The 14612-nt window shown below is 63.3% G+C and carries 6 protein-coding genes; 1 reads left to right on the top strand and 5 read right to left on the bottom strand.

Annotated features, from left to right (window positions below; translation table 11 throughout):
• The first annotated feature begins 28 nt into the window (after positions 1 to 28).
• Complete coding sequence (locus tag NKJ80_RS07230) at positions 29 to 322, top strand: addiction module antidote protein (RefSeq protein ID WP_352497346.1); 294 nt, start codon at positions 29 to 31, stop codon at positions 320 to 322.
• A 47-nt stretch (positions 323 to 369) separates the two neighbouring features.
• On the opposite strand, the gene NKJ80_RS07225 is transcribed toward NKJ80_RS07230, so the two are convergent.
• The 5 genes from NKJ80_RS07225 to NKJ80_RS07205 form a co-directional block, all read right to left on the bottom strand.
• Positions 370 to 2001, bottom strand: coding sequence for a tetratricopeptide repeat-containing sulfotransferase family protein (locus tag NKJ80_RS07225; protein ID WP_352497319.1), 1632 nt, complete (start codon positions 1999 to 2001; stop codon positions 370 to 372).
• A gap of 35 nt (positions 2002 to 2036) precedes the next feature.
• Positions 2037 to 2708 (bottom strand): outer membrane protein, encoded by a 672-nt coding sequence (locus NKJ80_RS07220; protein ID WP_023742739.1) that lies wholly within the window; start codon positions 2706 to 2708, stop codon positions 2037 to 2039.
• A gap of 194 nt (positions 2709 to 2902) precedes the next feature.
• Positions 2903 to 3655: a heme ABC transporter permease gene (locus tag NKJ80_RS07215; protein WP_023682911.1), complete on the bottom strand. Its 753-nt coding sequence runs from the start codon at positions 3653 to 3655 to the stop codon at positions 2903 to 2905.
• A gap of 173 nt (positions 3656 to 3828) precedes the next feature.
• Positions 3829 to 5601 (bottom strand): glucan ABC transporter ATP-binding protein/ permease, encoded by a 1773-nt coding sequence (locus NKJ80_RS07210; RefSeq protein WP_023672897.1) that lies wholly within the window; start codon positions 5599 to 5601, stop codon positions 3829 to 3831.
• Positions 5602 to 5945: 344 nt separating this feature from the next.
• A complete protein-coding gene (locus NKJ80_RS07205; protein WP_352497318.1) occupies positions 5946 to 14525 on the bottom strand; it encodes a glycoside hydrolase family 94 protein in 8580 nt (2859 codons plus the stop codon).
• Between the last annotated feature and the right edge of the window lie 87 nt (positions 14526 to 14612).

The following is a 14612-nucleotide window of genomic DNA, read 5'->3' as shown; positions in this document are numbered from 1 at the left end:
GAGGCTCGCCCTATTTCGACATTGACGAATTGGAAAAATCTATGATTTCGATCCCGCCGAAATGCTCGATTCCGATACGGCAATCGAGGCGTTTCTGGCAGAGGCAATGGAAACCGGAGACGCCAAATTCGTCGCGTCCGCCCTCGGTGTCGTTGCCCGCGCCAAGGGGATGAGCAACATTGCCAGAAAGACCGGCTTGGCTCGCGAGCATCTTTATACCTCGCTCAGCGAAAACGGTAATCCTACGCTAGAAACCACACTGGCGGTCATGAAAGCATTCGGCTTTCATTTGGCCCCAAAGCACGATGCAACTCAGGTCTAATCTACGCCAGCGCGCGTCGAGCGCGAGGTTGTTCGGGCCAACTGAAATCAGGACGGATAAACCGGACCCAGCGCCGCCTTCAGCGGATCCAGCGCGTCGCCATACAGCTTCCAGCGCTCGACCGAGGATGAATAGATCGGCTGGCGCACCTGCCAGCGGCTCGGCGTCCGCACGGTGCGCTCGGTCTCGTTGAAACGCAGGCAGGCATCGTCCCACTCGATGCCGAGGAATCCGATCAATCCGCGGGCGCGATTTTCGAAATCGGCGACCGTTTCTTCGTAGGGCATGTCGTGGATATCCAGCGGGATGACCTTGGCCCAATGGCGCATCAGGCGGTCATACTGCCGGTAATACTGCCCAAGCTTGGTCAGATCGGCATTATAGCCGTGCGCCTCGGAAAAATTATGCATGAAACAGGACGCGCAATTGTCCATCGGGTCACGCCGGCAATGGATGATGCGGGCATTCGGCAAGATCAGGCTGATGAAGGCCAGCAGCTCGAAATTGTGCGGCATCTTGTCGACGACAAGCCGCACCGTGTTGTTGCGCTTTTTGAGATCGTCGAGATATTTCGATCCAAGCTCCTTGGCCTTGGCTGCAGTGAGCGCCGCCATGGCCTTGGTGAAAATGGCTGGGTCGAGCTTGTCGAACCCAAGTTCGCCGGCAAGTGAACGAATGGTCGACAACTCCCCGGCGCCATGGATATCGCGATGACTGGCGCATATCTGCTCGGTCAGCGTCGTTCCCGACCGTGGCATGCCGACGATGAAGACCGGGCGTCTGGATGGATTTCCCAAATTGGCTCGCGCCTCGAAGAAGCCGGCGTCGAAAGTGTCGATGAAGCTGTCGTAAAGCTGGGTGTGCCGGTCGATGTCGAAATCATTGCCGGAAATCGCCTTGGCCCTCGCGAAATGGCGGATGGCCGGGCTATACTCGCGCTGATCATTGAGCATCTTGCCGGCGGCGTGGTGCAGCACTACCCGCTCGCGATCGGTGGTTGTCGGCAATTCCAGGCGTTTCAGCACCAAAGGCAACGTCGGATCGTCCTTGACCGCCCGGCGCGCAAGCGCCATTCCAGCCAGCGCCTCGACATGGCCCGGGTCGATGGCAAGGGCCTTGCTGAAGCATTCGACCGCCTCGGCCGGCCGGCCAATGTCGGTGAGCAAATCGCCCATACCGGCAAGTGCCATCACCGACTGGCCGTCGATAGCCAGCGCCCGGCGATAGAACCCTTCGGCAATGTCGCCCTCGAGCTGGCTGCGGTAGGAGCGGCCGAGATTGCACAGCGCTTCGATGAGCCCTCCGTCGAGCTCGATCGCCTTTCTCAGATGTCTGCGCGCCTTGTCGACGTTGCCGGTGACATTGTAGGCATTGCCGAGATTGTTGCGGAAGATGGCGTTGTCCGGTTCGAGCTTGACCGCCCTTTCCATATAGGCAATGGCGGCGTCATGATGCTCGGCCTCGATGGCGAGCGTGCCCATCAGGTTCAGCGCCATGGCATTTTTGGGCTGCGTGCGAAGCACCGTCTGGTAGCAGAACTCGGCCTCGCGAAAACGCTTGCGCCGTTGCAGGTCGATGCCGCGCTGCAATGTCATTTCCGCCGGCTCACCGGCGGTCGGCAGCGAGGCTGGGATCATTGCCGGCAGGCCCAGGGGTTGCCGGCGTGGCAAGAGCGGCATCCGTCAAATCCCGGTCGCGGCCTGCGACGAACCAATCAGAACTTCAGGGTTACGCCAAGCTGGAGATTGTGGGAGTACAATTTGGCGTTCTCGTATGTGCCGCCGCCATCATTGTCGTCTAGATCCACGCTTGTCACGGCCTTAAAGCGGTAACCGAAATCGAGGTCGACATTCTGCGTTACCGCGTAGGTAACACCGGCGCCCACTTGGCCGGCGAAACCCCAGCCGCCAGGCCCGTATCCAAAGGCGTGGCCATCAAAGTGAGTATCGGCGGTAACATAGGCCGCGCCGACACCGCCGCCGACATAGAGTTTGGCATCACCAAAATGCGCAACATCGGCCCAGACGTTGGCGAGAAGATAGGTGGCCGACAGATTGCCGGAAGCCGGATAGTTGCCGACGCCCGTGTAGCTGTATTCGCTTGCCTTGTAGCGCGCGTAGGACAGTTCGCCTTCGACACGAAACACATCGTTGATGCGCCGACCGACAGCGCCGCCGATTACGAACCCGGTATCAAGATCGACTGAATAGCCAGTACCATTGTAGTCCGTTTTCACATGGTTCGGGAAACTGGCGCCGCCGAAGAGCGTGACGTACCAGAGATCCTCCGCCCTCGGAACGTCGACAATCGCGTCGGCGGCGTAGGCCGAACTCCAACCAAGCGCCAATGCAAATGTCGAGACGCCAGCCAACAAGCGCAGTTTCATCGCCGATTCCCTCGCTACAACTAGTGACTGGTATCACTCTTGCTTCGCGGCCGAGCTGTCAAGAAAGCAAACGAGATCAAGGAGCCAAGCGAAGTCGGGAACAATCTTTTGAGAATTCTTGTTGCTGCACCGCAACATAGCAGCACATGCTAATGTTTGGCGGCAGGCGTATGGCTTCGGTTTTGAAAATCGCGCTAGTCGGCCTGCCGTGCTGCCACCCTGCGCATGGCGATCACCCGCCGGCGGCGGATTTCGGTGCGCATCGCCGTCAAATGCAGCGCGAAGAACAGCACGGTGAAGCCGAGCGCCATCACCAGCAGCGGCCATAGCAGGCTGGGATCGATCGTCGGTCCGCCGAGCCGGAACACCGACGCCGGCTGGTGCAGCGTGTTCCACCAGTCGACCGAGAATTTGATGATCGGGATGTTGATGAAGCCGACGAGCGTGATGATGGCGGCGGCCCAGGCGGCGCGGCTGGCGTCATCCAGCGCACGCGTCAGCGCGATGATGCCGAGATACATCAGGAACAGGATGAAGACCGAGGTCAGGCGGGCGTCCCAGACCCACCAGGTGCCCCACATCGGCTTGCCCCAGATCGAGCCGGTGACCAGCGCAAGTGCGGTGAAGGTGGCGCCGATCGGGGCTGCCGACTTCAGCGCGACATCGGCCAAGGGATGGCGCCAGACCAGCGTGCCGAGCGCGGCGACGGCCATCACCGTGTAGCACATCATGGCGAGCCAGGCGAAAGGCACGTGGATATACATGATGCGCACCGTGATGCCCTGCTGGAAATCCTCAGGCGCGGCAAAGCTCATATAGAGACCGATGGCGAGCAGGATCGCGGCGATCGACGCCAGCCACGGCACCAGCCTATCGGCCAGCCCGACAAAGCGCGTGGGGTTGGCGAGGTCGGTCCAGCCGGCGAGGCGTGAGGAGGTATCGCTCATAAGGTCTAGATAGACCGGCGGCGCGTTCGGGGCAATCGAGGGAGTGTCGCAGTCTTATTTACCCTCCCCCTCGTGGGGAGGGTCGCTGCGAAGCAGCGGGGTGGGGGTGGTGGGGCACTACCCCCACCCGGACCCTACGGGTCCGACCTCCCCACAAGGGGGAGGTAAAAAAGCTACGCCGCTTCGATATTCACGGTGCGGCTGAGGCGGCGGACTTCCTCGTCGTTGAGCAGGCCGCCGGCGCGCAGCAGGCTGGCGAAACGGCCATTGCGCAGCGACAGTTCGGCGAAGCCGCCCATCTCGACCACCTTGCCCTTGTCCATGAACACGACCAGGTCGGCGTCGCGGACGGTGGTCAGGCGGTGGGCGATGATGAAGGTGGTGCGGTTGCGCCTCAGTTCGTCGATGGCTTCCTTGACGCGGTCCTCGGTCTCGACATCGAGCGCGCTCGTTGCCTCGTCGAGCACCAGGATCGGTGCGTCCTTGAGCACGGCGCGGGCAATGGCGATGCGCTGACGCTCGCCGCCTGAAAGCTGGCCGCCGCGCTCGCCGACGACGGTGTCATAGCCGGCGCTCTTGGCAAGGATGAAATCCTGCGCGGCAGCCGCATTGGCGGCGGCGTGAACCTCGTCATAAGTCGCCTCGGCACGACCGACGCGGATGTTGTCCTCGATCGAGCGGTTGAGCAGGCCGGCATCCTGGAAGACGGTGGCGATCGAATGACGCAGCGACTTGCGGGTCACCGTGCGGGTGTCGATGCCGTCGATCAGGATACGGCCATGAGACGGCGAGAAGACGCGCTGCAAGAGGTTGATCAGCGTCGTCTTGCCGGCGCCGGTCGGGCCGACGATGGCAACCGTCTGCCCGGCCTGGACTTCGAAGGAGACGTCGTCGACGCCCTGCCTCGAATTGGCAAACTCGAAGCCGACATTCTCGAAGCGGACGTGGCCGGTGACGTTGGTGAGGTCGCGCAAGCCGTCCGGCTCGGCGGAGTCGGCGGCCGAATCCTCGAGGTGATAGAAGTCCTCGAGCTTGGCGCGGGCTTCAGAAATCTGGTTGGCGAAAGCCGACATCTGGTCGAGGCGGGCAATCAGCAGCGTGGCAAAGCCGGTGAAGGCGATGACGTCGCCGATCTTGAGCTGGCCATGGGTGACCAGATAGGCGCCGATCAAAAGCACAACCATCATCGAAATGGTCGACGACAGGCGGTGCAACGCATTGGCCATCGCCCACCAGTCGAGCACCGGGTTCTGCGCGTCGAGCAGGTTCTTGACATAGCGGCGCAGCGTATCGGCCTCGTGGCCGAGACGGTTGTAGCTCTGCAGCACGGCGACATTGCTGACCGAGTCGGTCACATGCGCGAAGACCTGATGGTAGTGACGCTCGACCGCGGCCTGGCCCGCCTTGGTGCGCTTCATCACAAGCCGGCCGATGCCGACATAGAGAACGCCCAGCGCCATCAGCACCAGCGACATGCGAAGATCCATGCTTATCGCGGTCGGAATCAGCAGAGCCAGCGCAACAGCCGTCGACAGATGCTGGCGCATGAATTCAAGCCACAGGCTGAACAGCGTCTCGACGGCGCGCAGCAGCGTGTGCAGCGCGTTGGAGGTGCCGCGCTGGTGGTGCCAGGCGAGCGGCATGGTGATCACGCGCTCGAACGACTGGCACAGCACCTCGCTGCGCCGCTTGTGGGCAAAACGGTCGGCGCCGCGCGCCACCAGCACGAAGGCGACGATGTTAAAGGCGCCGAGACCGGCCCACAGCGCCAGCGTCGAAAACACCGAACCCTTATCGGAGATGGCGTCGATCACCCGGCCGAACATGATCGGCTCGAGGATGGCGATAATGGCAAGCGCGACATTCGCACCGCAGATAAACGCAACGCGCTTCCTGTCGGCTGCGAGATAACCCAGCGCTCTCCAGTAGATTTGCAGAAGTGACACTTCAGCTACTCCGCCCAAAACATTATTGTGCACCGCACCATTTCTTGACACGTACCGGTTAACGGGTCGCAAAACAATGCCCGTCTACCTCTTCCGTTCCCATTCTGCGAACAAAAGATGACGACGTTGCGAAATCTGCCGTGATCACCTAACGGTTTGAGATAAAAGGTGAAATGTCAGTCTTGCGGCAAAATCATGGCAGCAGCTGGCGCTGCCACATTTTTAGTCACTGCACGCTTGGACCGCCGGTATCCGGGAAGACACGCCGTTCTGCGCCAGGAGCATGCCGAAGTAGAAAACGCGCGCCTCGAAAGGCGCGCGTCAATAATCTGAAGCCTTTGATTTTACGCGGGTATCTTGACGACCACCTCGGTCTTGTCGCCGGCTTTCGGCTGAAAACCGGAAGACTTTGTCTTGGTTCCATTGACTTCGAGCGAGATGGATTTGGCCTTTTTGTCGCGGATGACGCGAACCTTGACCTCCGCCCCCAGCATCTTCAGCGTTGCAGAATAGCCGTCCCAATGGCTGGGCAGTTTCGGCCGGAACGTGATCTGCTTGCCCCGCCGCTCGATGCCCAGAATGCCTTCGACCGCAGCACGGTAGAGCCATCCCGCTGAGCCCGTATACCAGGTCCAGCCGCCGCGACCGCCCTTGTCCTCACCGGAATAGATGTCGGCGGCGACGACGTACGGCTCGACGCGGTAATGCTCGGCCGATGCATCGTCGAGAGCATGGTTGACCGGGTTCAGCATCGAGAAGCAGCGATAGGCATCGTCGGAGCGGCCCATTTCGGCGAGCGCGATCACGAACCAGGTCGCCGCATGGGTGTACTGGCCGCCGTTCTCGCGCACGCCCGGCGGATAACTCTTGATGTAACCAGGGTCCTTTCTCGTGTTCTGGAAGGCCGGGGTAAACAGTTTGACGATCTTGAGCTTGTCGTCGACCAGCAGGTTCGTCGCCTGCTGCATCGCCGTGGTCGAGCGCGCGGGGTCGCCCTCGCCGGAGAGCACGCTCCACGACTGCGCGATGGAGTCGATCTTGCACTCGTCCGAATTATGCGAGCCAAGCGGCGTGCCGTCGTCGTAGCTGCCGCGGCGATACCACTGGCCGTCCCAGGCGGTGCTTTCCAGCGCCCGCTTCAGCACATCGGCGTGTTTTGTCCAGGCCTGCGCCCGTTTGGTGTCGCCCTGCCCCTTGGCCACGGTGGTAAAGTCGCCCAGCGTCTTCAAAAGGAACCAGCCGAGCCAGACACTCTCCCCCTTGCCGGCTTCGCCGACGCGGTTCATGCCGTCGTTCCAGTCGCCGCCGAGGATCAGCGGCAGCCCGGCCGGGCTGCTGCGCTTGATCGCAAGGTCGAGCGCGCGCGCGCAATGGTCGTAAAGCGAAGCGTTCGTCTTGGAGATTTCCGGCGTGAAGAAGGCGTCGTGCTCGCCCTCGCCCAACACCTGCCCGTCGATGAAAGGCAGCTGCTCCTTCAGGATCCCTGTATCGCCGGTCACCTCGATGTAGCGATTGGTGGCATGCGCCAGCCAGACCACATCGTCGGAGATCATGGTGCGCACGCCGGCGTCGGTGCGCGGCAACCACCAATGCTGGACGTCGCCTTCGGGGAACTGCCGGCGCGCCGCATTGAGGATCTGGTCGCGCGCCAGTTTCGGATCATGCGCAAGCAGGGCCAGCGTGTCCTGCAGCTGGTCGCGGAAGCCGAAGGCGCCGCTTGCCTGATAAAAGGCCGAGCGGGCGCGGATGCGGCAGGCCAGGCTCTGATAGGGCAGCCAGTGATTGACCATGGCGTCGAGCGCCTTGTCGGGCGTCTCGACCTGGATGGTGTCGAGGAAGCCGCGCCAGACGCGTTCATTATCGGCCAGCCGCTGGTCGAAATCCTTGCCCGAATGGGTCTGCACCAACGCGCTCGCTTCGGCTGATGTAGCGGCGTCGCCAAGCAGCCAGACCAGCGTGACGTCGCCGCCGGCAGGGATGTCGATGTCGCTGGCGACAGCTGCGCACGGATCGTCGCCGGCCTCGACGCGGCCCGACAGGCCGGCGCCGCTGACGACAGTGTGCGGGAAGGCGCTGGTGCCGTGCCTGCCGATGAACTCGCCACGATCGGCTGTCACCGAATGCACCGGACCGGTGGCGGCCAGGAAGGCCACCCGGTCGCCGAAATCGAGACCGTAGGGGTTTTGCGCCAGAAGCGCGCCGGTCGCTGGATCCCTGGACGGGATGATGGTCGCAGCAGTGCTCGAGCGATGGCTGCCGAGAACCCATTCGGCATAGGCATAGACGCGCAGCCGCGCCGGCCCCGAGCCTGAGTTCTGGATGCGCAGCCGCGTGATCTTCACTGGATCGACGGGATCGACGACGTGCGTCAGATCCATCGACAGCGGGCCGCGTTTGGACCGGAAGGTGGAGAAGCCCTGGCCGTGCCATGTCTCATAGGTCATCGAGGGATCGCGGACCACGGCAGCCAGCGGCGAGAATGCCTTGCCGCTGGCCTGATCGTAGATGTAGATGCCCTCGCCCGGCCGGTTGGTGACCGGATCGTTCGACCATGGCGTCAGCTGGTAATCGCGGCTGTTGCGGCTCCAGGTGAAGGCAGCGCCTTCGGCCGAGACATGGAATCCGAACGAGGCGTTCGAGACGACGTTGATCCAGGGCTGCGGCGTCGAGCGCCGCCCGGCAAGGCGGGTGACATAGTGGCGGCCGTCGCCCTCGAAACCGCCAAAGCCGTTCCATTGGCTGAGGCCGCTGCCGTCGGCGCTGCTGTCGGACGCGGCATGGTATGCAGGCGCCGCCGGCACCGGCAGAGACGGCTCGCGCAGCGACGCGGGGGCCACCGGCTGCAGGGCATCGCGTGCTTGCAAGGCTGCCGCCTCGGCGCGTTCGATCTGGTCGAAGATGGTGCCGTTGCGCGTGTGCAGAACCACGCGGGCAACCGCCAGCAGCGTCTTGTACGTCGCCTCGTCCATCAGGTCGCGGCGCACGGCGAAGATGTGCTGGCGCGGCCCGAGTTCCTTGCCGCGCAGGCGGCTGTTTTCGCACAGCGTCTCGACCGCGCGCTGCAGGTCCTGGACATAGGACGATGCCTGCTCGTTGACGACCACGAAGTCGATCATCATGCCGCGGGCGCGCATATACTCCTGGAAGCGCAGCGCCTGGGCTACAATTTCGAGGTCGGCCACGTCGCCGATGCGGACCAGGAAGATCGGGAAATCGCCCGAAATGCTGGTCGGCCACAGGCTGGACTGCTTGCCCAGCCCCGAAGCGATGGATTCGCCGGGCAGGCGCAGGAACGGATCGGGATAGATCAGGAAGCGCGCCAGCTTCTGCACGTTGGCGGCGTCGGTCAGGCTGAGACCAAGATGGCGGGTCTGCACCTGCGAACGCGTCCAGGCAAGCATCGCCTGGCGGGCAAAACTTTCGGGATGGTCGAGCCTGGCGATGGCCTCGTCAAGTTCGGCGCGGTTGGCGCCGACGGCGGTCCAGAAGGTCAGCGATATCTTCTTGTTGGCCGGCACCCGCACCTGGCGGCGCAGGGCCGCTACCGGATCGAGGGTGAAGCCGTGGTGACCGCCAAGCTTGGCGCCGAGATCGAAGGCCGCCGCTTCCGCGATGGTACGGCCACGGCCGATGAAGGCACGGCGGTCGGTTTCGGCCTCGGCATCGCGCGCCGACCCGGACGGATCGGTGACGAAATGCACCATGGTGACGTCAGGCTCGTGCTTGTCGCGCTTGCGCCTGGTGGCAAAGATGGCACCGTTGTTGGCAGCGATCTCGGTCTCGATAAACATTTTCGAGAACGCAGGATGGGCATTGTCGGAGGCTTCGTTGCCCAGCACCAGCTCGGCAAACGAGGTCACCTCGATATGCCGGTCAGTGGCGCCGTCATTGTAGAGCGTGACGCGCCGTCCCTCGCCATTGCCTTCCGAGATGACGATGCATTCGACCTCCGAACGCAGCGAGCCCACTGTTTTGACGAAGCTCGCCTTGTCGTCGGAAAACAGCGTCTGCACTCTCTCGCCGGTCGCCTGCTTCGGCTCTGCGGTGGCCGACCACCAGTCGCCGCTGCCGGCGTCGCGCAGGAAGATGTAGGAGCCGAGCCGGTCTTCGGTCGGGTCGGGCTGCCAACGGGTGACGGCGAGTTCGCCCCAGCGGCTGTAACCGGAACCGGTGGCCGAGACCATGACGGAGTAGCGGCCATTGGACATGACGCTGGTGGCGCGCAACGCCCTCAGCGGGTCGAGGATAATGCGCGAGTCCGGGCTCTCGACCTCGGTCTCGTCCTTCGAACGCTCGTCGGCTTCGGTCCTGACCGTGGCGGTCGGGATGTCGCGCGGCGCCCTCTCCTGCAGCAGGAGTTCGGCAGACTCGATCACCGGATCGCTGTGGAAGCGGTCGCGCAGCCGGCCCTCGAAGATGGCGTCGGCAACGGCGGCGATCGACATGCCGGAGTGATGCGCCATGTAGTTCAGGACAACGGCATGGTCGGTGCCTTCCGGCACGCGCTGCGGCGTGAAGTCGACGGCGTCGTAAAAGCCATGCCGGCCGAGAGCGCCGATGGAGCGCAGCCTGGCCAGATTCTGGACGGATTCGCGCGGTGTGAACTGCGCCGCGAGGATCGTGGCGTAAGGCGCGATCACCGTGTTCTGGCCAAGGCCGCGCTTGAGACCAAGTCCGGGCACGCCGAAATTGGTATACTGGTAGGTCAGTTCGCGGTCGCGGGCATTGTAGGCCGCTTCCGAAATGCCCCAGGGCACGTTCTTCGAACGCGCGTACTGGATCTGGCGCTTGATGATCAGCTTGCTGGTCTGGTTGAGGATCGACCCCTGCGGCTCCTTCATTACCAAAGGCGGCATCAGATACTCGAACATCGAGCCCGACCAGGACATCAGCGCACCCTGGAAGCCGATCTCGACAATCGGCCTTCCAAGCCGGAACCAATGCTCCGTGGGCAGGTCACCCTTGGCGATGGCGAACAGGCTGGTCAGCCGCGCCTCGGAGGCGAGAAGATCGTAGCAGCTCTCGTCGAGCTGATGCTCCTCCACCCGGTAGCCGATCGACAGCAGTTTGCGCTCCTGACGCATCAGGAAAGAGAAATCCATCTCGAAGGCATAGCGGCGGCAGCGTTCGCGCAGCGCCAGCAGCTTGGCGCGCAAGGCTTCGACGGCGTTTTCGTCGCTGTGCGAGTCATGCACATGCGCCTCGCAGGTCGCTTCCAGCCGTGCCGCCCAGTCGGCGATAATGTCGCTGCGCTGCGATCCGGCCTCGGTGTGGATGGCGGTGGCGAGCTTGCGGATCTCGCCGGCAAGCACGGCCAGGTTGATGGTGCGGATCGAGGCCATTTCCGGCTGCGCCTTGATGGTCATGACGGCGCGCCGCATGCCGTCGAGGCGGTCGGCCAGACGCTGGCGCAACGGCCGCAGTTGCCGGCGGTCGTCAGGCAATTCCTCGAGGCTCTCGTCGAGGATGCTCACCGTGTCGAGGACGCCTTCGAAATCGCCCTGCAGGTGAACGGACGGGGCTTCCGCCCATTCGGCGCAGGCAGCCGCCACCGCGACCAGATGTCCGGCGAGATTGCCGCTGTCGACGGCGGAGATGTAGAGCGGATAGAGCGGTTTGAGCGTCGTGGTGTCGTACCAGTTGAAGAGGTGGCCACGGTTGCGCGGCATGCTCTCGATGGTCGTCATCGTGGCGTCGATCCGGGTGATGGCGTCGGAGAGCGCAATCCAGCCGAAATCGCGTGCCGACACCACCGACAGCAGGTAGACGCCGATATTGGTCGGCGACGTCCGCGGCGCTACAACCGGCGCCGGGCTTTCCTGGAAATTGTCGGGCGGCAGATTGTGGTGCTCGGCCGTGACGAAGGTTTCGAAATAATGCCAGGTGCGGCGCGCCACGGTGCGCAGCGCGTGGATGTCGGCCTCCGATATGCGCAGGCGGTCCTCGGTCTCGGCCGAGCGGCTGATCCAGCAGGCAACCGCCGGCGAACCCATCCAGAACAGAGCGAAGAAGAAGGCGACGAAGGCACCGGTGGAATCGGCCAGCACGGGGATAGCGAGACCGACGACGCCGATGATCACGGCGCCATACATCATGCTGTAATAGGAGCCGATATCGTTGTCGCCGCCCTTGTGCGCCTGCGACGCGGTGCGCCATTCCAGCAGGTTCTGGCGGCTGACGAACAGGCGGTAGAGCGTGCGCACGATGGCGTCGCCCATCATCCAGGCATTGTGCGCCATCAACAGCACTTTCAGCGCCACAAGGGCCGTGCCGAAGACGGTGTCGTGCGCCAGCGCGGAGAAATGGCCGCGCGGCGTCTGGTCGCCGCTCTTGGGCAGGATGGCGTTGACGACATCGAAGGTCGGCGCCATGAACAGCGACAGGATCAGCAGCGCCTGCCACTGCGCGGCCTGCGTGAAGGGCAGCAGCGTCCAGCCGGCGATCGCCGCCATCACCCAGAAGATCGGGGTCAGCGAGCGGCGCAGATTGTCGACCATCTTCCAGCGCGACAGCGCCGGCACGCCGGAACGCGGCGAGAAGATGAAGCGCAGCAGCTGCCAGTCGCCGCGCGCCCAGCGGTGGTGGCGCGAGGCGTCGACCGAGTAGCGGGTAGGATAGTCCTCGACCAGTTCGACATCGGTGACAAGTGCTGCGCGCGCCAACGCACCTTCGAGCAGATCGTGGCTGAGGACGGTGTTTTCCTCGATGCGGCCCTGCAGCGCCGCCTCGAAAGCGTCGACGTGATAAAGGCCCTTGCCGGTGAAGGAGCCGTCGCTGAAGACGTCCTGGTAGAGATCCGAGACGGCAAAGACGTAAGGATCGAGACCGCTGTTGGACGAGAAGACGCGCTGGAAGAAAGAAGCGTCGTCGCCGCTGGTGAGCGAGGCTGTGATGCGCGGCTGCAGAATGGTGTAGCCGGTGGTAACGACGCGCTTTGTCGCGTCGAAATGCGGGCGGTTGAGCGGATGGGCGAGCTTGCCGACCAGTGACGACACGGCGTCGCGCGTGGTGCGCGTGTCGGCGTCGAGCGTCATGACATAGACGACCTTTTCCGGCAGCGGCACGTCGAGCGGCAGGAAGGTGGTGTCGCTGTCGCCGCGCAAGAGAAGGTTCAGCTCATGCAGCTTGCCGCGCTTGCGCTCCCAGCCCATCCAGGCGCCCTGCGCCTGGTTGTAGAGCCGGCGGCGATGCAGGATATAGAAACGCGGCGCGCCTTCCGAGGGATAACGGGCATTGAGCCTGGCGATCTCGTCGCGCGCATATTGCAGGATCTCGATGTCGGCGGCGTCGATCTCGGTCTTGGAATCCGGCCAGTCGGACAGCAGCGCGAAATGGATTTCTTCGGCCGTGTTGGCGAGGTGATGCACCTCGATGTTGCGGATGTTTTCCTCGACATCATCGCGCGAGCCGATCAGCGACGGCACCACGACCAAGGTGCGTGATGCCGCCGGAATGCCGTGCTTGTAATCATAGCCGACGAGCCGCGTCGGCTTCAGGAACAGTGAAACAACGGTGTTGAAGAAGGCGAGCGCGCCTTCGCTGGCAGGCACCGCAAACAGCGCCAGCATCAGCGTGATGGATTCCACCGACAGGCCGAGATGGGCAAGCGCATTGCCGGAGACAACCAGCAGCAGCACCGTCAGCAGGAAGACCGGCACAACGATGCCGAGCCAGCCCGTGGCGGTGAAGGCGCGCTTGAAGGTCACATGGAAGGGCGGCCGATAGCCGATCGCCTTTTCCAGATCCGGCCGGCGCGGGCCGACCAGGAAGAAGCCGACATCGGTATGCATGGCCGGATCGGCTGATGCATCCGGCACGCCGGAGGCATCGGTGACCCCGGGAACATGGCTGGCCAGCTCGATGGCCTTTTCGGCGACACGGAATTCGGACAGGTCGGAGCGGCGCGCCAGTTGCTCGATCGACGTGCGGTACTGGTCGCGCGAAAAGAAATCGAGCGCGGCGAAATCGGTGCGCTCGCGCAACAGCGTGTCGATGCGGCTGACGCCCTCGAACCACACCGTCCAGTCGACGTCGTTGATGAGGCGCAGGCCGCGGATGATATTGCCGGTGGTGACATTGCCGCTGGACAGCGTGCGATGCTCGGAAATGATGATTTCCTCGGCGTCGGAGCCGGTTTTCTCGAGCTCGACCTCCAGCCATTCCAGCGCCCTGCCGGCATTCTGCGAGCCGTCGCGCAGGCGGTAGAGCAACTGGGTGGCGAAGGTGGTGTCCTGCGCATGCGCGCCGTAGCCCGACAGGATCTTCCGGCGGTCTGCATTGTCGTCGGTCGCCAGCACGCGGTCGGCGACCTCGTTGGCGATATGGCGCATCTGCCTGGTGCGGTCGACGCGCACGGCGATGCGGCGCAGATTCTCGATCAAAACGAAGCGCAGCAGCGACGGCAGCGCCCAGAGCTCGCCGATCTTGAGCGGCTCGACCGACTGAAAACCCTCGACGATGGATTTGAACATGGTCGCCGAAACCGAACTGTCGGAATGGGCGACATAGCTCCAGGCCAGGGCCAGCGCGCGCGGCACCGCGGCGCGATCGGCCACTTTCAGGGTCGGCAACTGCCGGTAGAAACGGCGCGGCAGGTCGCGCTTCACCTGAAAAATGGTCTCCTCGACGAGATAATTGTTGTCGAGCAGCCATTGGGCGGCAGGCGTGATGGTTTCGCCCTTGGCCTGGGCGGCATTGGTCGAGCGGTAGACTTCGAGGATTTTCTTGGCGCTGTCGCGGATGCGGGCCTGGAAATCGAACGGCGTCAGGCCGAACAGGTCCTTGATGTCGCCCTTGGCAAGGCTTTCGCCCAGCGCGCGCAGCCGCTCTTCGGGCAGGAAATTGGAGCGTATCGGCTCTTCGGTGATGACCGGGAAGCCGGCGCTGGACTTTTCGATATGGGCAGGATTTGTCTGGATATTCATTGAAAATTCCGCATGGGGGACGCGATGCGGCGCCACCACCACGGCAATGTCCCTAAAACCGATTCAAATGCAATTGGTTGCATGATT

Origin of the sequence: Mesorhizobium sp. M0030 (assembly GCF_040323695.1) — a bacterium.
Taxonomy (GTDB): domain Bacteria; phylum Pseudomonadota; class Alphaproteobacteria; order Rhizobiales; family Rhizobiaceae; genus Mesorhizobium.
The sequence above is the reverse complement of the archived record's forward strand: the minus strand, read 5'-3'. Positions and strand labels throughout refer to the sequence as shown.

Coding starts and splice junctions, on each gene's coding strand:
- NKJ80_RS07205 (WP_352497318.1), bottom strand. CDS start 14,525: ATGAATATCCAGACAAATCCTGCCCATATCGAAAAGTCCAGCGCCGGC.
- NKJ80_RS07225 (WP_352497319.1), bottom strand. CDS start 2,001: ATGCCGCTCTTGCCACGCCGGCAACCCCTGGGCCTGCCGGCAATGATC.
- NKJ80_RS07215 (WP_023682911.1), bottom strand. CDS start 3,655: ATGAGCGATACCTCCTCACGCCTCGCCGGCTGGACCGACCTCGCCAAC.
- NKJ80_RS07220 (WP_023742739.1), bottom strand. CDS start 2,708: ATGAAACTGCGCTTGTTGGCTGGCGTCTCGACATTTGCATTGGCGCTT.